This window comes from Vibrio sp. IB15 (assembly GCF_016406055.1).
GTDB classification, from domain to species: Bacteria; Pseudomonadota; Gammaproteobacteria; order Enterobacterales; family Vibrionaceae; genus Vibrio; species Vibrio chagasii.
This window is the reverse complement of the sequence record NZ_JAEFCE010000023.1, coordinates 53623-69880: the sequence shown is the minus strand read 5'-3', so window position 1 is coordinate 69880 and position 16258 is coordinate 53623. Positions and strand designations below refer to the sequence as shown.

Annotated in this window: 17 protein-coding genes; 7 read left to right on the top strand and 10 right to left on the bottom strand. The window is 44.7% G+C overall.

What is annotated here, in order from left to right:
• Positions 1-111 precede the first annotated feature (111 nt).
• Both JC606_RS10980 and tsaA read right to left on the bottom strand, forming a co-directional pair.
• Entirely contained in the window at positions 112-1830 is a 1719-nt protein-coding gene (locus JC606_RS10980; RefSeq protein WP_004738559.1) for a proline--tRNA ligase, read from the bottom strand.
• Between the two features lie 101 nt (positions 1831-1931).
• The gene (gene tsaA, locus JC606_RS10975) at positions 1932-2627 is read right to left on the bottom strand and encodes a tRNA (N6-threonylcarbamoyladenosine(37)-N6)-methyltransferase TrmO (protein WP_198778592.1); all 696 of its coding nucleotides are present in this window, start codon (positions 2625-2627) and stop codon (positions 1932-1934) included.
• A 123-nt stretch (positions 2628-2750) separates the two neighbouring features.
• Between tsaA and JC606_RS10970 the strand changes: the two genes are divergently transcribed.
• The 3 genes from JC606_RS10970 (at position 2751) to JC606_RS10960 (ending at position 5112) form a co-directional block, all read left to right on the top strand.
• A complete protein-coding gene (locus tag JC606_RS10970; protein WP_102425455.1) occupies positions 2751-3011 on the top strand; it encodes a type B 50S ribosomal protein L31 in 261 nt (86 codons plus the stop codon).
• The gene (ykgO, locus tag JC606_RS10965) at positions 3012-3137 is read left to right on the top strand and encodes a type B 50S ribosomal protein L36 (protein ID WP_005380299.1); all 126 of its coding nucleotides are present in this window, start codon (positions 3012-3014) and stop codon (positions 3135-3137) included.
• A 388-nt stretch (positions 3138-3525) separates the two neighbouring features.
• A complete protein-coding gene (locus JC606_RS10960; protein WP_137407911.1) occupies positions 3526-5112 on the top strand; it encodes an AbgT family transporter in 1587 nt (528 codons plus the stop codon).
• A gap of 75 nt (positions 5113-5187) precedes the next feature.
• Here the strand turns inward: JC606_RS10960 and JC606_RS10955 are convergent, their stop codons facing one another.
• From JC606_RS10955 to JC606_RS10945, 3 genes are all read right to left on the bottom strand, one after another.
• Positions 5188-5913, bottom strand: a complete 726-nt coding sequence (locus JC606_RS10955) for a MipA/OmpV family protein (protein ID WP_198778591.1) — start codon at positions 5911-5913, stop codon at positions 5188-5190.
• A gap of 118 nt (positions 5914-6031) precedes the next feature.
• The gene (locus JC606_RS10950; protein ID WP_004738567.1) at positions 6032-6475 is read right to left on the bottom strand and encodes a YaiI/YqxD family protein; all 444 of its coding nucleotides are present in this window, start codon (positions 6473-6475) and stop codon (positions 6032-6034) included.
• Between the two features lie 64 nt (positions 6476-6539).
• Positions 6540-6827 (bottom strand): hypothetical protein, encoded by a 288-nt coding sequence (locus JC606_RS10945; RefSeq protein WP_137407909.1) that lies wholly within the window; start codon positions 6825-6827, stop codon positions 6540-6542.
• 749 nt (positions 6828-7576) lie between these two features.
• On the opposite strand from JC606_RS10945, the gene JC606_RS10940 reads away from it, so the two are divergent.
• Positions 7577-8095 carry a GNAT family N-acetyltransferase gene (locus tag JC606_RS10940; RefSeq protein ID WP_004738571.1) on the top strand — a complete coding sequence of 173 codons (519 nt, stop codon included), beginning with the start codon at positions 7577-7579 and terminating at the stop codon, positions 8093-8095.
• On the opposite strand, the gene JC606_RS10935 is transcribed toward JC606_RS10940, so the two are convergent.
• Together JC606_RS10935 and JC606_RS10930 are read right to left on the bottom strand one after the other, a co-directional pair.
• Positions 8061-8369, bottom strand: coding sequence for a DUF3301 domain-containing protein (locus JC606_RS10935; RefSeq protein ID WP_032498839.1), 309 nt, complete (start codon positions 8367-8369; stop codon positions 8061-8063). The genes JC606_RS10940 and JC606_RS10935 overlap by 35 nt on opposite strands.
• An 88-nt stretch (positions 8370-8457) precedes the next feature.
• Positions 8458-9498, bottom strand: a complete 1041-nt coding sequence (locus tag JC606_RS10930; RefSeq protein WP_105057494.1) for a DUF3549 family protein — start codon at positions 9496-9498, stop codon at positions 8458-8460.
• A gap of 86 nt (positions 9499-9584) precedes the next feature.
• On the opposite strand from JC606_RS10930, the gene JC606_RS10925 reads away from it, so the two are divergent.
• Together JC606_RS10925 and truC are read left to right on the top strand one after the other, a co-directional pair.
• Positions 9585-9899 (top strand): YqcC family protein, encoded by a 315-nt coding sequence (locus tag JC606_RS10925; RefSeq protein ID WP_137407907.1) that lies wholly within the window; start codon positions 9585-9587, stop codon positions 9897-9899.
• Entirely contained in the window at positions 9899-10648 is a 750-nt protein-coding gene (truC, locus tag JC606_RS10920) for a tRNA pseudouridine(65) synthase TruC (RefSeq protein ID WP_137407906.1), read from the top strand. Before JC606_RS10925 ends, truC begins: the two co-directional genes overlap by 1 nt.
• Before the next feature lie 104 nt (positions 10649-10752).
• Here the strand turns inward: truC and JC606_RS10915 are convergent, their stop codons facing one another.
• From JC606_RS10915 to map, 3 genes are all read right to left on the bottom strand, one after another.
• Complete coding sequence (locus JC606_RS10915; protein ID WP_061032602.1) at positions 10753-11136, bottom strand: DUF3461 family protein; 384 nt, start codon at positions 11134-11136, stop codon at positions 10753-10755.
• Positions 11137-11318: 182 nt separating this feature from the next.
• Positions 11319-13940 (bottom strand): bifunctional uridylyltransferase/uridylyl-removing protein GlnD, encoded by a 2622-nt coding sequence (glnD, locus tag JC606_RS10910; protein WP_137407905.1) that lies wholly within the window; start codon positions 13938-13940, stop codon positions 11319-11321.
• 138 nt (positions 13941-14078) lie between these two features.
• Entirely contained in the window at positions 14079-14957 is an 879-nt protein-coding gene (gene map / locus JC606_RS10905; protein ID WP_004738580.1) for a type I methionyl aminopeptidase, read from the bottom strand.
• A gap of 458 nt (positions 14958-15415) precedes the next feature.
• Here map and rpsB point away from each other — a divergent pair, with 458 nt between their 5' ends.
• Complete coding sequence (gene rpsB, locus JC606_RS10900) at positions 15416-16147, top strand: 30S ribosomal protein S2 (RefSeq protein WP_032546326.1); 732 nt, start codon at positions 15416-15418, stop codon at positions 16145-16147.
• Positions 16148-16258: the final 111 nt, after the last annotated feature.

Sequence of the window (16258 nt, the reverse complement as noted above, 5' to 3'; positions counted from 1 at the left end):
TAGTTCAAAAAAAATCCCCAAGCGTGGCTTAGGGATTTGTGTATAAGAGACAGGCCAGATGGCAGCCTTCTATTATTTGCTTTGCAAGCTCATGTACTTTGCAGAGTTTGCTTATTTAGCAAATTGAGAAGTAACGTGTTCAACGATTGAATCGATAGCAACAGCTTCTTTAGTACCAGCACGACGGTTCTTGTACTCGAAGTTACCTTCTTTCATTGAGCGGTCGCCGATCACGATAGTGTGAGGGATACCAATTAGCTCGATGTCAGAGAACATTACGCCCGGACGCTCTTTACGGTCATCGAATAGTACTTCGATACCCATAGCTGTTAGTTCAGCGTATAGCTTCTCAGCCGCTTCCTTAACTTCTTCAGACTTGTGCATGTTCATAGGAACGATAGCAACTTGGAAAGGTGCTAGTGCGTCTGGCCAGATGATGCCGTATTTGTCGTGGTTCTGCTCGATTGCAGAGGCAACAACACGTGATACACCGATACCGTAACAACCCATCTCTAGGATAACGTTCTTACCGTCAGGACCAAGCACGCCACAGTTCATCGCTTGTGAGTAAACGTTACCTAGTTGGAAGATATGACCAACTTCGATACCACGTTTAAGCTGAAGTGTACCTTTACCACATGGGCTTAGGTCGCCTTCGATTACGTTACGTAGGTCTTCTACTTGAGCAAGCTCAACGTCACGACCCCAGTTGATACCGAAGTAGTGCTTACCGTCTACGTTTGCACCTGCGCCAAAGTCGCTCATTACAGCAACAGAGCGATCAACGATGAATGGTAGCTCTAGGCCTACAGGGCCAAGTGAGCCTGGGCCAGCGCCAACGAGTGCACGAATTTCTTCTTCAGAAGCCATCTCTAGTGGAGAAGCAACTTGTGGAAGATTTTCCGCTTTCACTTCGTTCAGTTCGTGGTCGCCACGGATGATTAGAGCAATGATGTCTGCATCTACTTCATCAGAAGCTTTAACGAATAGAGTCTTAACAGTTTTCTCGATTGCTAGACCGTGTTGCTCTACCAATTCTGCGATAGTTTTCGCGTTTGGAGTATCAACCAATTCCATCTCTTGAGTTGGTGCTGCAGCTTCTTCAGTTGGAGCTAGTGCTTCAGCTTTCTCGATGTTTGCTGCGTAATCAGATTCTGTAGAGAATGCGATTAGGTCTTCGCCGCTTTCCGCTAGTACGTGGAACTCTTGAGAACCACTACCACCGATAGCGCCTGAGTCTGCTAGTACTGGACGGTACTCAAGACCCATGCGGTCGAATGCATTACAGTAAGCATCGTGCATCGCTTGGTAAGACTTTTCTAGGCCTTCTTTGTCGATGTCGAAGCTGTACGCATCCATCATAGAGAATTCACGAGCACGCATAACACCGAAACGTGGACGACGCTCATCACGGAACTTAGTTTGAATCTGGTACAAGTTCAGTGGTAGCTGTTTGTACGAGTTTACTTCGTTACGAACAAGGCTAGTGATTACTTCTTCAGCTGTTGGGCTAAGAACAAACGGACGAGAATGACGGTCAGTAAAGCGCAGTAGTTCTGGGCCCATTTTTTCACTACGACCAGTCTCTTCCCATAGCTCAAACGGCTGCACTACGGGCATTAAAGTCTCAACTGCACCTGCATTATCGATCTCTTGGCGAACGATGTTTTCGACTTTACGCAGTACACGCAGACCGGTAGGTAGCCAAGTGTATAAACCTGAAGCTAGCTTACGGATCATACCTGCACGTAGCATCAGCTGGTGGCTGATAACTTCTGCGTCGTTTGGAGTCTCTTTCAGAGTAGAAAGAAGATAGTTACTGGTACGCATTCTATGGTATCCGTTTCATCATTAATAAAAGTAAATTTACTGCCGCTATAGGCAGCAGCAAATCCGATATAGCCGCATATAGTATCAGCCTATTTGGGATCTCAAAAGCGTTCGATGTCAGTTACATTGATGAAAAACGCCTCAATAACGAATTTCACGTTAAGATCGAACAAATTTACCGCATATTCCTTGTTGTCTGGCTTGCCTTTCTTATAGGCAGGTCGAGGATCTTGGCCTAATACCTCTTTGGTCACTTGAATAATATGGCGTGCCTCTGGGTGCTGTGCCAGTTTGCTTTGTGCCTGTTGTGAAAAGTTAACCTCTAACACCTCTGGCTCTTCGGCTGCAAACCCTCCCTGTGCATCCGGAATGGAATCGGAGTAGGGGATGTAAGGCTTGATGTCGATAATTGGTGTCCCGTCGACTAAATCGACACTGCCAAGGTCTAGCCAAGTTTGCCCTTTATCTTGAGATACGCCTTTTAACTCCACCGCTGACATGCCAATCCCGTTGGGTCTGAATGTGGCACGAGATGCAAAAACCCCAATGCGTTCATTACCACCCAGTCGAGGTGGCCTCACTGTCGGCTTCCAGCCCGCCTCAAGGTTTTTGTCGAATAGAAATAGGAGCCACACATGGCTGAATTGCTCGATGTGGCGAACCGACTCTAGACAGTTTGCCGCGTCAACAAGCCTTACTCTAGAGGTTGATGTCGGCACCAACCTAGGCTGCCTTGGTACCGCGAACTTCTCTTTATAGGGAGATTCTATAAAGCCAATAGGTTCAATGGAGTACATGGGGGGACGTTCTCTAATTACGATCTATGGCCGGAAAATATCACAAAATAACTTGTTTTTCTTTTGATAATAATTATTATTTGTAATGTTATAACATATCAAATAATAATTTAGGGGAAACAAATGAAACCAAATATCCATCCTGATTACCGCACTGTGGTTTTTCATGATACCAGTGTTGATGAATACTTCTTGATAGGTTCAACCTTGAAAACAGACCGTACTATCGAATGGGAAGATGGCAATACTTACCCTTACTTCACTATTGAAGTGTCTTCAAAGTCTCATCCTTTCTATACAGGTAAGCAACGAGTGATTCATAAAGAAGGTCGCGTGGCGAACTTTACTCGCCGCTTTGGTCAATTGGGTAAGGGAGCTAAATAGATGAAGGTTGTAAAATCACTTAAAAGTGCAAAGAGCCGTCACCCTGATTGTCAAATCGTTAAGCGTAGAGGGCGCCTATATGTAATTTGCAAAACCAACCCAAGGTTCAAAGCGGTTCAAAAATAAGCAGTCAATTGGATGTGACACACCTGTAAAAAACGAGGGGAAAGTCAAACTTTATTCATTTAACGGTTTTTCTTTTCCTTCATATGCTAGTTGATTAAATACCGAGTGGTTATTTATCGTACGATAAACTTTATTTTTAAACTAATCAAGAGGTTATATCGTAAGTCATATTAATAGTGAATGTATGATTGTGAATTATAAATCTGATTTTTGTGTTTATTATGGTTTAATTTGCTAATTAATTGTTCAAATAGAGTTAAACATCGTCGCTTTTTACACATTTTGTAACATTTTGAATTTCTAATTGATAATTTTGTCGCGTACCCTTCGCCTGCAATTTGAACATTTTTGTCACAATTGCATAGGAATCACTACAAGGAGGGAACTGATGAGTTCATCAGCTTCAATAAAAAACAACTCGCCAAAGAAACCTATTTTTACCCGTTTTCTCGATGGTGTTGAGTATTTGGGGAATCTATTACCCCACCCGATCACTCTTTTCGCAATCTTCTGTGTCGCAATCTTAGTGACTTCTGGTATCGCAGGGTACTTTGAAGTGTCTGTTATGGACCCTCGTCCAGAAGGTGCTCCAGGTCGTGCTGCTGACGGCATGATCCACGTTGTAAGCTTACTTAATGCTGAAGGCTTACAGCTTATCGTAACTAATTTAGTTAAAAACTTTGTTGGTTTTGCGCCATTAGGTACCGTGCTTGTTGCAATGCTAGGTGTAGCGATTGCTGAGCACTCAGGTCTACTATCTGCTGCGATGCGTGGCATGGTAATGGGCGCGTCTAAGCGCATGGTTACAGTAACTGTGGTATTCGCAGGTATCATTTCTAACACAGCTTCTGAGCTTGGTTACGTGGTACTAATTCCACTTGCAGCAATGCTTTTCCACTCTTTAGGTCGTCACCCTCTTGCTGGTCTAGCGGCAGCATTCGCTGGTGTATCTGGTGGTTACTCTGCAAACCTTCTAATCGGTACGGTTGATCCACTGCTTTCTGGTATTACAGAAACAGCAGCACAGATGATCGACCCGACTTACACAGTTGGTCCAGAATCAAACTGGTACTTCATGTTTGTTTCTACTTTCTTCATCGCAATTACGGGTGCATTCGTAACTGAGAAGATTGTTGAACCAAAACTGGGTAAATACAACGACGAAGAAGCGTCTGAAGATTTATCAAACGATACAATGGGCAAGCTAACAGACGTTGAGAAGAAAGGTCTTAAGCTAGCAGGTATCGCAGTTCTAGCAGTATCAGCTCTTCTTGCTTGGACAATTGTTCCTGAAGACGGTGTTCTACGTTCTGCAGCTGGCACGGTAGCAGGTTCTCCGTTCCTTAAGAGTATCGTAGCGTTCATCTTCGTATTCTTCGCAGTTCCTGGTTTCGTTTACGGTAAAGTTACCGGCACAATGAAAACTGACCGCGATGTTATCGATGCAATGTCTAAGTCTATGTCTTCTATGGGCATGTACATCGTACTTGTATTCTTCGCTGCTCAGTTTGTTGCTTTCTTCAAGTGGACTAACTTCGGTCAAGTATTCGCAGTAGCGGGCGCAAGCTTCCTACAAGACATCGGCCTAACAGGTCCAATGTTGTTCTTCGCATTCATCCTAATGTGTGGCTTCATTAACCTGATGATTGGTTCAGCTTCTGCTCAGTGGGCAGTAACAGCACCTATCTTTGTTCCAATGCTAATGCTTGTTGGTTACGCACCAGAAACAATTCAAGCGGCTTACCGTATCGGTGATTCAACAACGAACATCATTACTCCAATGATGAGCTACTTCGGTCTTATCCTTGCTGTAGCAACGCGTTACATGAAGAACCTAGGTATTGGTACTCTGATTGCAACTATGCTTCCATACTCGATTGTATTCATCGTTGGTTGGAGCTTAATGTTCTACGTGTGGGTATTCGTATTTGGTCTGCCAGTTGGCCCAGGTGCAGCAACGTACTACACGCCATAGAATCTAATCATTGTTTTATGATTACATCGAAAGCCTGCACAGTGTGCGGGCTTTTTCTTTATTGGAAGATAGGGATCACAAGCCTGCAAAACGGTAGGTTAAACCAATCTCCAGTGACCACCCTATATCCCTTTGGATGAGAGGGCTTTTTGAATCATGGTGAGTCAATTCCATCTTGCCAATACCAATCCAGCGTGGTGTAAATTCATAGAGGCCAATGAGCCCTGCTTGATAAACAAAGGTAGACTCCGCATCAAACTGAACTAGCCCTGATACAGAGGATTCGCTGCTTGAAATGCCGTAGAGGTGATTAGAGAGTTTTTTGTCACGATAATCGACTTCGAGGTAGGGGGTAATGGTTAATGGCTTTGCCCATGTTTCTAACGTACTGCCTAGATGCAGCTGAACTTCGTAGCCATTATGCTCTGAGGTTACGTCGTGTAAGTAGGTGAGTCTAGCGCCTACTGTCCCCAGAGTTATCCCGAGTTCGCCATTGCCATCTCTGTCTTGAATGCCATTGGGTAGGTCAACGAAGGTATCTGATACTTCAGCGAACCGCCAGTTTCCAGATAGTCCGACAAAAGGCAGCAGTTGCCAGTTTGCTAAGCTGCCATCAATAAAGCCTTTAGAGCCAGAATAAAAGAGGTTGGATGTCGCACCAAGTTGCGGGGTACTCTTAGTAGAAAAAACACTTTCGCCGTAAGTGAGGCTGCCGCCAACGATGCCATATTCTTGATTGGCGAAGGACAGTTGAGTGCTTCCTAAAGTGATGGATAGTGCTAAAGCAATGCGACGAACCATAATCAATACTCCGTTATTGTAATAAATATCAAGAACGGAGTAGGTCGATTAAAATTTCACAGAGCTCTTTGTTGCCTCAATGAGACGTTCCCAGATCTCTCTGGAGAAGAAGGGAGGGTTAGCGCTTTGCTAGTAGGCGATCAAGGTGGTTAGCAAACTCACGACGGTCGGTTTGAGATAGTGAACTTGGGCCACCTGTTTGGATGCCACTTGAGCGCATGGTTTCCATAAAGTCGCGAATATTCAGGCGCGCTTTAATGGTCTCTTTGGTGTAAAGCTCCCCACGAGAACTCAGCGCGAGTGCGCCTTTAGTGATCACTTCGTCAGCAAGAGGAATATCTGAAGTAATCACTAGGTCGCCTTTCTCTGTACGTTTTACTATTTCATTGTCGGCGATATCGAATCCGCTTGGTACTTGAATAGAGTGAATGTTGTTACGCTTCGGTACTGGGACAACGTGATTCGCGATGAAGGTGCATTCAACACCGGTTCGCTCAGCTGCGCGTACGATGGTTTCTCGGATAACCTTAGGACAAGCGTCCGCATCAACCCATATCTTCATAGTGTTCTATTTCTCTGTTAGCTAATCTGTTGATTTATTTTTGTTAACTTACGTCTCGGCTAACTTACTGCTCAGCTAATTTGGCTTCAAGCGTGGCGACGCGAGCGGTAAGTTCAATAATTTGTTTTTCTAGTTGGCCAATACGATCGACCTCTGGTTCTTGTTGTGCAGCCACTTCTACCTTGGGAACGCGGTTCGCGTTTTTCCAGCTTTTAATGGTCGTGATTAACGCAGGCATGGGAACCGATGTACTCATACGAGCTTTTACTAACGCAACTGTTGGCTCTTTGCCTTGTGCTTGCAGTCCTTCAAGCACTGATTTCAACTCTTCAGAAACATCTTTTGTCAGCATGTTGACCTCCATTTTTAGTCTTTGGTCATTTTACTCGCTCCGGTGACCGATAGCGAATCATAAAACTGCCTATAGCGTGTGAGAGATCTCTTACAAACGCTGTGAGATAACGCGAATACTTCTCTAGAGAAATTGATATGCATATAGTTAAAGTGTTGAATTTTAATTGTTTTATATAATTAACAACTTGGTTGAATTCAAAATGTGATGCAAATCTATTGTCCGAAATCCTAAATCGCGTAAATTAAACCTTGTCGGAAGGATTCTGACACGGAACAGGAAAGCACCAAGGAATTGGTTATCTTCAGGATGAAGATTTGGTTACTTAGGATTGAGTGATCAAGCATGGAGCGCAAGGACATTGTAGGGACACAGTCAGTTAACAGGAAGTTAGCTGCAATGGAATGACAATGGACACCTTTAGGATAAAGGGTTGGATTAGCATCAGGATGATGTAAAGGACACCGCTCACGGAACAAGTGATGTGCGCTAACTAGGATTGTTAGCTTTCAGGATGATTGGACACCGCTAGGACGGCGAAGTAAAGGAAAGAGCTGAAGGATTACAGCCACTATTATGGATGATGCATGGAGCATTAATTAGTAGCCGGACTGCTGCGAGTAAGACCCTAGCCCTGACACTTCGGTGTCGGGGCTTTTCTTTATCTGGACATTTCACCCATCTAGAGGCTCTTTATTTAGGAGCAATACATCTGCTTTTCTGCTAACGGTCAACACAAGGAGTGTTTTATGACGATAGCAACCTCAAGAACGCTGTTAGTACCTTATACCGAACAGCTACAGCATGACTTCATTAAGCTCAATTGCTGCCCGATTAATCGAGCAGAGATGAATGGGCCGCATTCTATCGCTTCTGCGAAGCAACTATTTCAAGAGATACTGCAAGACAATGTCGGCTTTTGCCGCGCCATTATCCATAACCAAACCCGTGAATATCTTGGGCATGTATTTATCTCATCAGAAGAAGGTAAGCACGAGTTAGGTTTTATCTTGGATAAAGAGTATTGGAATCAAGGTTTTGCTAGTGAGGTACTGAAACCTTTCTTTAATTTGGTGTGCTTTGAAGAGCGTTTGACCAATGTTTTCGCGACCGTTAATGTCGGTCATAATCCATCGATTAAGCTTTTAGAAAAACTCGGCTTTGTATTTAAAGAGACCAAACAAGATCAGTTTGGCCCCTATCATGAATATCGATACACCGCTTATTGCGACGTTACATTCTATGAGGCTGTAGCTCAAACCGCATAGAACGGAAACCTACCATGGTCAGTTTCCCTTTGTAACAGTCATCCCCTAACGCTGAAAACTCAAATTGGTAAATGGTGTGCCAGCGCCAAATGGTCGTGAGTTCATGGCGCATCTTCAGTTTATGACCACTAAAAGCAACACTTAACAGCTGCAAGTCGAGCTCTTTACACTTTCTCGCAATGGCAGCTTTCGCAAGCTCAGATTGCCTGCGCTGCTGCCAAAACAGAAAGCAAAAGAAGCACAGAAACAAAATAGCCAATAAGTTATCTATCATTTAATCCATACTTCCTTTTACTTTTTCTTCCTATTTAACCCTAGCTTTAAGCAGTTTTATTAATGCTTATCAGCGAGTTGCTAAAGTATTACTGAGATTTAGTAGCTTGTTGTAACTCGATCAGTGCATTCGCCAATTCTGGAGATGGGTTTGAGTTCAGCAATGGTAAAAATACCATTCTCAGAGCTGGAATCATCACTAGATCAGCAAATAGCTGGTTGAATAGGTTTTGATTGCCAGTTTGTGCGAGGCGCAACAAGAATTGCTCAGCAATTGCTGGGTCTTGTAGAGCGTGCCAGCTTCGGCCTGCTAAGCCAATCAGGACTTCTTGATGACTTAAGCGTGGGCTCGCCAGAACTTGGTTAATCACTGCATTGGTGATGCTTGGCTCTGCACCTGATAGGGCACGCACCAGTGCAGACAACAAGAACAGGTCCGGTTCGCTGCTGTTGATCTCGTTCTCGGCCATCTCTTGTAAGCGTTGAGCCAGCTTGTCATTAATTTGTGTGTGCTCAAGTGCGCCTAATGTCGCGTAAAGTGGCTCAGAAGGAAGCTTATTGAAGGCTTTACGAATCGCGACACCGTTTTGTTGGCTGCCGAGACGGGCACACATATCAGTGATGCCTTGAAGGCCAACAGTCTGCCAATTGTCCCAACCTAACTCGCCGGTGAAGTAGTGTTGAGCATGTTCATAGTATTGGCTGGTCGCAAGATCTAATTCTGCTCTTACTTGGCTATGGAATACCGCCATTTTGTCTTCAGAAGGCTTGAAGGTGTATGGGTTGTTCGACAGCTTCTCTTGTTGCTCTTCGCTGATCTCACCGCTTAAGCGTGTGCCCATCGCTTCTAATACGAACTTCAAAAAGTTACCTACATCGGCTTGGTTAAGTAGACCTCTTTCATCCAGTTTGAATTTTAAGAACCAGATCCATGGCTGCTTCTGTTCATTCCAGTAGCTGATCGCTAAGTGAGCTTGTTTCTGAAGTGGAAATGGGTACGGCTGTTTCCCTTGCTCAACATCTGAGAATAAGGTGTTGTCGATTTTCTGGATACGACGACCGAGATCGTAGATATCGTATTGGCAACCGCTATTCTTCAATAACTGAGTGAGCGTGTGAATGGTTTCCATAGTAATAAGCTCCTAACTTTCTTTCCTCAATAGATGGTACTCTATGCCCCAATTTCAAGGTCACTAGATAAATAACTTGGTGAAAAATGACAGCTGCCACAAAGTTACCTCCATTACTTCAACAATTAGAACAACAAATGCGCCAATGCTCTCTGTGGAGTAGCGTTGCACCGTCGGATGAAGCTCTGGCAAGCGTTGAACCTTTTGCTATCGATTCACTTCAACCCGAAGAGTGGCTACAGTGGATCTTCATCGTAAAGATCAATGCGATGATTGACGCGAAAATGCCTTTACCTAAAGGGTTTGCTATTCATCCATATTTTGGTGAAGTATGGAAAAACGAGGCGGACAAAGCTGAGCTACTAGTGACGATTCAAAGCATTGATGAGGTATGCGCCTAATGTTAGAGATCATTTATCAAGATGAGTACTTTGTCGCGGTAAATAAGCCTGCAGGAATGCTGGTGCACCGCTCATGGCTAGATAAACATGAGACTCAGTTTGTGATGCAGACTCTGCGTGACCAAATTGGTCAACACGTGTTCCCATTGCACCGTTTAGATAGGCCGACTTCTGGCGTATTGGTGTTCGCACTCTCAAGTGAAGTGGCTTCTGATGTGATGCCGATGTTCGCTAACCATGAGATGCAAAAGACTTATCATGCAATTGTTCGTGGTTGGATAGAAGAAGGCGATACGCTTGATTACCCACTTAAAGTCGAGCTAGACAAGATTGCGGATAAGTTTGCAAAAGAGGACAAAGAAGCACAAGAGGCCGTGACGGCTTATGAACCGTTAGCAAAAGTGGAAGTACCCTATTCGACAGGGCGTTTTCCAACGAGCCGTTACTGCTTAGTTGAGATGTTGCCGAAGACGGGCCGTAAACATCAGTTGCGCCGTCATATGGCCCACCTAAGACACCCAATTGTTGGCGATACTTCTCATGGTGATGGTAAGCATAACCGCCTATTCCGTGAAAACTTGGATTCACACCGTTTGTTATTGCACGCTTCAGAGTTGCGCTTTATTCACCCTTTCACTAAAGAAGAATTAGTGATGAAGGCAAGCCTTGATGAAACTTGGCTACAGTTATTTGAAGCCTTTGATTGGGATACAAATTTAGTCGATGCGCAAACACGGTCGTCTAAATAATAGTTAGATAAAACAAAGGGCTGATAGTGATATCAGCCCTTTTTGTTGTCTGTATAACCTGAGTCGATCAACCAACGATAGTCATTAATTGCCTAGCATCGGGATCATTTTAGTTTTTCTAGATCCGCTTCGATCTCAGCGATCTTACTAGACACAACCTTCTCTAAATGGCGTAGGTCGGTCAGGATCTTCTGTTTTACATCCGTCTCAGTGGTTGGCGTAGGTTTGGTGATTTTATTAAGCTCATCAATCACAAGCGTGAGGTTGCGGTTAATCTCAGTCACTTCTTTGTATTGATTATTGCCACCGCTAACAAGCACACTTTTTACTTGTCGTGGGTACTTAAACTTAACGCTTTTCGCGAACAGCTCGCCTTTCTGCTTACGAAAATAAATCTTCAGGATATCTTTGTGTGCTTCTTGGCGAAGGGAGTAACGTTCAATCTGTTTAGGCTCGTGGATACCTAAGCCAGTGAGGTTTGGATACATAAGCGACCTCTAGTTTATGAATGTAATACTTTTATGTAATTGACTTAATCAATGTAGCAGCCTAACGACGAGCTAGATAGTTGATATCTGTGAATTGATTGTAAGTTGTGGGCAAGATCGCTCTCTATCTTTGCCCACACTTATTTGGTTATTCAACCAGCGAGTTGTACTCCATTCGAGTTCTAAGGCGCAAGCTCCGAAACATGCTCTGTTAGCCTCTCTCTGAGCGCCTGTTCTTGCTCTTCAGAAAGTCGTCCACCTGTGTCACTGGTCAGAATAAACAGATCCTCTGCACGTTCGCCAATGGTAGTAATTTTAGCGCCATGCAGATTAATACCCAGCTCTGCGAAGGTCGCCCCAACTTGTGCCAGTAGCCCTGGAGTATCGAGTGCTCTTAGTTCCATCAAGGTGCGTTTTTTACTCTTGGTTGGTAAGAACTCAACCAGAGTTTTTACCTTAAAGTGCTGTAGGTTACGCGGGGTGCGACGTGTCTTAATCTTCGTTGGACGGCCATCTGCCAAAACATGGGTCAGATGTTTTGCGACAGCTTTATGTCTTGCTTCGTCAATTGCCTTGCCATGTTGATCTAGCACGATAAAGGTATCCAGAACATGACCATCTTTGCTCGCCATAACCTGAGCGTCATGAACGTTGAAGTTACGTCTGTCGAGCTCGGCAACCACGGTGGCAAATAGTGCCGCTTGGTCTTTGCTGTAAACAAATACTTCTGTTCCGCCTCGTGTCGCTTTTTTGCTTATCAAAACTAAAGGCTGGCTTGGATCTTCTAGGCGTAGTAGATGTTCACAATGCCATGCAATCTGTTTGTGGGTATGACGTAAGAAGTAATCGGCTTTAAAGCGTTGCCACAACACTTCAATTTCACGAGCGGTGAAGCCTTCTTTGCGCAGTAGGGCGGATGCCATTTGTTGGTTGTGACGAATACGGTCTCGAACGTCGACCGGATTTTCTAGGCCGCGTCGCAGCGCACGCTGAGTTGAGTGGAATAACTCTGCGAGTAGGGTTCGTTTCCAACTGTTCCATAGCTCTGGGTTGGTTGCACAGATGTCGGCAACGGTTAAGCAAACCAGCAGCTCTAGTGATTCTTCGTCACGTACTTTCTTGGCGAATTCGGTTATCACTTCTGGATCGTAGATATCGCGACGTTGAGCGGTAACAGACATCAACAAGTGGTTTTGTACTAGCCACGCCACTTGCTTGGCTTCTGGTTTTGATAAGCCATGCTCAATACAGAAAGAGTACGCTTCGACCGCACCAATCTCTGAGTGATCACCGCCACGACCTTTGCCAATGTCGTGGAAGATAGCGGCTAGGATCAGCAGCTCTTTCTTCTGCACTCGAGGGTAGACTTCACAACAGATAGGGTGCTTGTCGTGGTTTTCAATTTGACCAAAGCGATTGATGTGTTTGAGCAGTCGAATACTGTGCTCATCTACGGTATAAACATGGAACAGGTCGAATTGCATCTGGCCGACGATCTGGCTCCACTGCGGTAGATACGCTGAAAGCACTCCCAATTTGTGCATCAAGCTAAATGCTTTGTGCAATGCATTGGGGTGGCGAACCAGAGTCATAAACTTCTCACGCGCTTCTGGGATAGTATGCAGGAAGCGGTTAAGCCTGCGACGTGCCGTACGCAGTTGTCGTAATGTTGGAGGGCTAACGCCTTCGATGGAAGAGTCATTGGCGATATGGATAAACATATCGAGAATGGTCTCTGGCCTTGCTTGGAATAGGGCAGGCTTGCGCGCTTCTATCAATGAACCTCGGCGTTGGAAGTCATTGTCGAGAATCTCAGCTTCTTCTGTCTCACCACCATTAATGATCGCTTGGTCGAATAGTTTGAGCAGCATTTTATTGAGCTCTGCTACTCGGCGAAGGGTTCGATAAAACTCCTTCATCATCATCTCGACACCGCGGTTGCCTTCGCCTGTGTAGCCAAGGTGTTCGGCGACTTGTGCTTGATGGGCAAACGTCAGGCGATTGTCGTAGCGGCGCAGCTCAATATGCAGTGCGAAGCGAACGCGCCATAAGAAGTCTTGGCATTCTACGAGCTCGCGATACTCGGCATCAGTAAGGAAGCCGTACTTGCTCATTTCAAGTAAAGAGGTCGCACCGAAGTGACGACGAGCTACCCAACTGAGCGTGTGGATGTCTCGTAGACCGCCTGGCGTAGACTTGATATCAGGTTCAAGGTTGTAAGTGGTATCGTGGTAGCGCGCATGACGCTCTCTCTGTTCTTGAATTTTTGCCTTGTAGAAGGTCTCACTTGGCCAAAAGGAATCGGAATGAATCTTCAGCTTAAGTTCTTGAAAGGTATCTTCACTGCCACACAATAAGCGCGACTCTTGTAGGTTGGTGGCGACGGTTAGATCATCGAAACCGATATCAATACACTCAGCAATGGTACGCACCGCGTGGCCAACTTCGAGCCTTAAATCCCACAGTAAGGTGATGAACTGACTGACTTTTTCACCAAGGGCTGGTGGCAATGTTTTTTGGGATACGATTAAGATATCAATGTCCGACAGCGGATGAAGTTCACCACGACCATAGCCACCCACAGCAACTAGCGAAATATGAGGTAGGTTGCTAAAACCGAAATGCTCCCATAAGCGTCTGAGTAACAAGTCCATGTATTCAGAGCGGAGCAATACCAAGTCCGTGACAGGATGATGGTTTAGAAATTCATTTTTTTGGTACTGCGTGAAGATCTCGAGCTGATTTTTTAATTCGCAGATTTCAATTTGTTCGTCATTGAACGTAAGAGGGCATTGATAAGGCATAGTCTGCTATCCGTGCAAGCAAATGAGAATATTAAACAATTTACCAGAAGCTGGTGGAAAATCGAAATTGAGCGGATAAAAAATATCCTCGACAATGCGAGGATATTTTTAAAGGTTTGATGCGTTTAGCTCAGTGAACTAAGCGTTTTTCATGATACGTGGAATAGTATCATCGCTACGCAGTGTTAGAACTTCACAACCCGTGTCTGTTACGACTAGTGTGTGCTCCCATTGAGCCGAGTTCTTGCTGTCTGCTGTATACACTGTCCAGCTATCTTCGTCATCAAGACGACAGCCAAACTTACCGGCGTTGATCATTGGCTCGATAGTGAAACACATGCCCGCTTTCAGTACTGTGCGGTCGTTGTTTTTGTAGTGTACAACTTGCGGATCTTCGTGGAACTCAGAACCGATACCGTGACCACAGTAATCTTTAACAATAGAGAACTTAGCGCGAGGGTTGTTCTTGTTGTTGGTCTTGATGTACTTCTCAATAGCCGTACCGATTTGACCAAGTTGAACACCCGGCTTCACTTGGCGCATGCCTTCGTAAAGTGCTTCTTGAGCAACCATACATAGACGCTTGTTTGCTGGTGAAACTTCACCCACAAGGAACATCTTAGACGTATCACCGTGGTAGCCTTGAGGACGAGTGCTTAGATCTGCATTTTCGTCGTCAGGGATGATTACCGTGATATCTACGTTAAGGATGTCGCCATCTTTAAGTACAGCAGGCTTAAATTGACCTGTGCTACCAGTTTCGTCTTGTGATGCCGGAATACCGTGACACACGATGTGGTTGATAGACGTACAGATAGACTTAGGGAAACCGTGGTAATCAAGTGGTGCTGAGTATGCGCCTCTTTCTAGAGCGTAGTCATGACAGATTTGGTTTAGCTCTTCTGTCGTCGTACCTACTTGGATGTGAGGTTCGATCATCTCTAGAATTTCAGCAGCCAGTTTGCCGGCGACGCGCATTTTTTCAATTTCTTCAGCAGTTTTAATTTTTACAGCCATTGCATATCTCTTAATTTGGTAGCACCTAAGTGTGCATATTGGGGCTATTCTATCAGTGCAGCAATTTAGCGCAACATTACCATGTCCGTACAATACCGGTGGATACTGTTAACGTGATTAAATAATGCTCGGCTAACGGATGCAGAAGCCGTTTGATATAGACACTATTTTATAGGGGAAAATTACCTTCAGAGATCAGTATAGCAGTCGCCATTTTTCGATTTTTTTCTAGCCATAGATAGACAAAATATGGTATAAAGCTCGCCGGACATCAGGACTGTTTTCTCCAACTGGCGAAACAGGCTTTGGTATCCACTAACTTATATCTTTAAATCACACACATTCCGTCACATGTTCCGGGGTGCTTCAACAACACAGATAACGGCTGAAAAGTGGTTAGTTGTTAGGGGTCGGATTCATGGGGGATGTGGAGGCCTAACCCCATAGAGGATTTTAAAATGGCAACTGTATCAATGCGCGATATGCTTAAAGCTGGTGTTCACTTCGGTCACCAAACTCGTTACTGGAACCCAAAAATGAAGCCATTCATCTTTGGTGCTCGTAACAAAGTACATATCATCAACCTAGAAAAAACTGTACCAATGTTCAACGAAGCTCTAGCAGAAATCGCTAAAGTTGGTGAGAAGAAAGGTAAAGTTCTTTTTGTTGGTACTAAGCGCGCTGCATCTGAAGCTGTTAAAGAAGCTGCTGTAAACAGCAACCAGTTCTACGTTAACAACCGCTGGTTAGGCGGTATGCTAACGAACTACAAAACTGTTCGTCAGTCTATCAAGCGTCTGAAAGAACTTGAAGCGCAAGCTCAAGACGGTACTTTCGACAAGCTAACTAAGAAAGAAGCTCTAATGCGCACTCGTGAAATGGAGAAGCTAGAGAAGTCTCTTGGTGGTATCAAGAACATGGGCGGCCTACCAGACGCTCTATTCGTAATCGATGCTGATCACGAACACATCGCAGTTAAAGAAGCAAACAACCTAGGTATCCCAGTTTACGCTGTAGTTGATACTAACTCTAACCCAGACGGCGTTGACTTCGTTATCCCAGGTAACGACGATGCAATCCGTGCAGTACAGCTTTACCTAAACGCTGCTGCAGACGCGGTTAAAGAAGGTCGTAACAAAGACGTTGCTGCTGTAGCTGCTGAAAAAGATGGTTTTGTAGAAGCTGAATAATAGCGGCTCTGAATCACGCTTGGCTTAGCTAATATAGATTTTGAAATCTTTATTAAATGTAAGCTAGGTTATAGTTAGATCGGGGGCCTCATTTTGGCCCCTGATTTTTAC

Bases quoted from the DNA above. Each gene is read 5' to 3' on its own strand.
- JC606_RS10980 (WP_004738559.1), bottom strand. From the start codon at position 1,830: ATGCGTACCAGTAACTATCTTCTTTCTACTCTGAAAGAGACTCCAAAC.
- tsaA (WP_198778592.1), bottom strand. From the start codon at position 2,627: ATGTACTCCATTGAACCTATTGGCTTTATAGAATCTCCCTATAAAGAG.
- JC606_RS10970 (WP_102425455.1), top strand. From the start codon at position 2,751: ATGAAACCAAATATCCATCCTGATTACCGCACTGTGGTTTTTCATGAT.
- ykgO (WP_005380299.1), top strand. From the start codon at position 3,012: ATGAAGGTTGTAAAATCACTTAAAAGTGCAAAGAGCCGTCACCCTGAT.
- JC606_RS10960 (WP_137407911.1), top strand. From the start codon at position 3,526: ATGAGTTCATCAGCTTCAATAAAAAACAACTCGCCAAAGAAACCTATT.
- JC606_RS10955 (WP_198778591.1), bottom strand. From the start codon at position 5,913: ATGGTTCGTCGCATTGCTTTAGCACTATCCATCACTTTAGGAAGCACT.
- JC606_RS10950 (WP_004738567.1), bottom strand. From the start codon at position 6,475: ATGAAGATATGGGTTGATGCGGACGCTTGTCCTAAGGTTATCCGAGAA.
- JC606_RS10945 (WP_137407909.1), bottom strand. From the start codon at position 6,827: ATGCTGACAAAAGATGTTTCTGAAGAGTTGAAATCAGTGCTTGAAGGA.
- JC606_RS10940 (WP_004738571.1), top strand. From the start codon at position 7,577: ATGACGATAGCAACCTCAAGAACGCTGTTAGTACCTTATACCGAACAG.
- JC606_RS10935 (WP_032498839.1), bottom strand. From the start codon at position 8,369: ATGATAGATAACTTATTGGCTATTTTGTTTCTGTGCTTCTTTTGCTTT.
- JC606_RS10930 (WP_105057494.1), bottom strand. From the start codon at position 9,498: ATGGAAACCATTCACACGCTCACTCAGTTATTGAAGAATAGCGGTTGC.
- JC606_RS10925 (WP_137407907.1), top strand. From the start codon at position 9,585: ATGACAGCTGCCACAAAGTTACCTCCATTACTTCAACAATTAGAACAA.
- truC (WP_137407906.1), top strand. From the start codon at position 9,899: ATGTTAGAGATCATTTATCAAGATGAGTACTTTGTCGCGGTAAATAAG.
- JC606_RS10915 (WP_061032602.1), bottom strand. From the start codon at position 11,136: ATGTATCCAAACCTCACTGGCTTAGGTATCCACGAGCCTAAACAGATT.
- glnD (WP_137407905.1), bottom strand. From the start codon at position 13,940: ATGCCTTATCAATGCCCTCTTACGTTCAATGACGAACAAATTGAAATC.
- map (WP_004738580.1), bottom strand. From the start codon at position 14,957: ATGGCTGTAAAAATTAAAACTGCTGAAGAAATTGAAAAAATGCGCGTC.
- rpsB (WP_032546326.1), top strand. From the start codon at position 15,416: ATGGCAACTGTATCAATGCGCGATATGCTTAAAGCTGGTGTTCACTTC.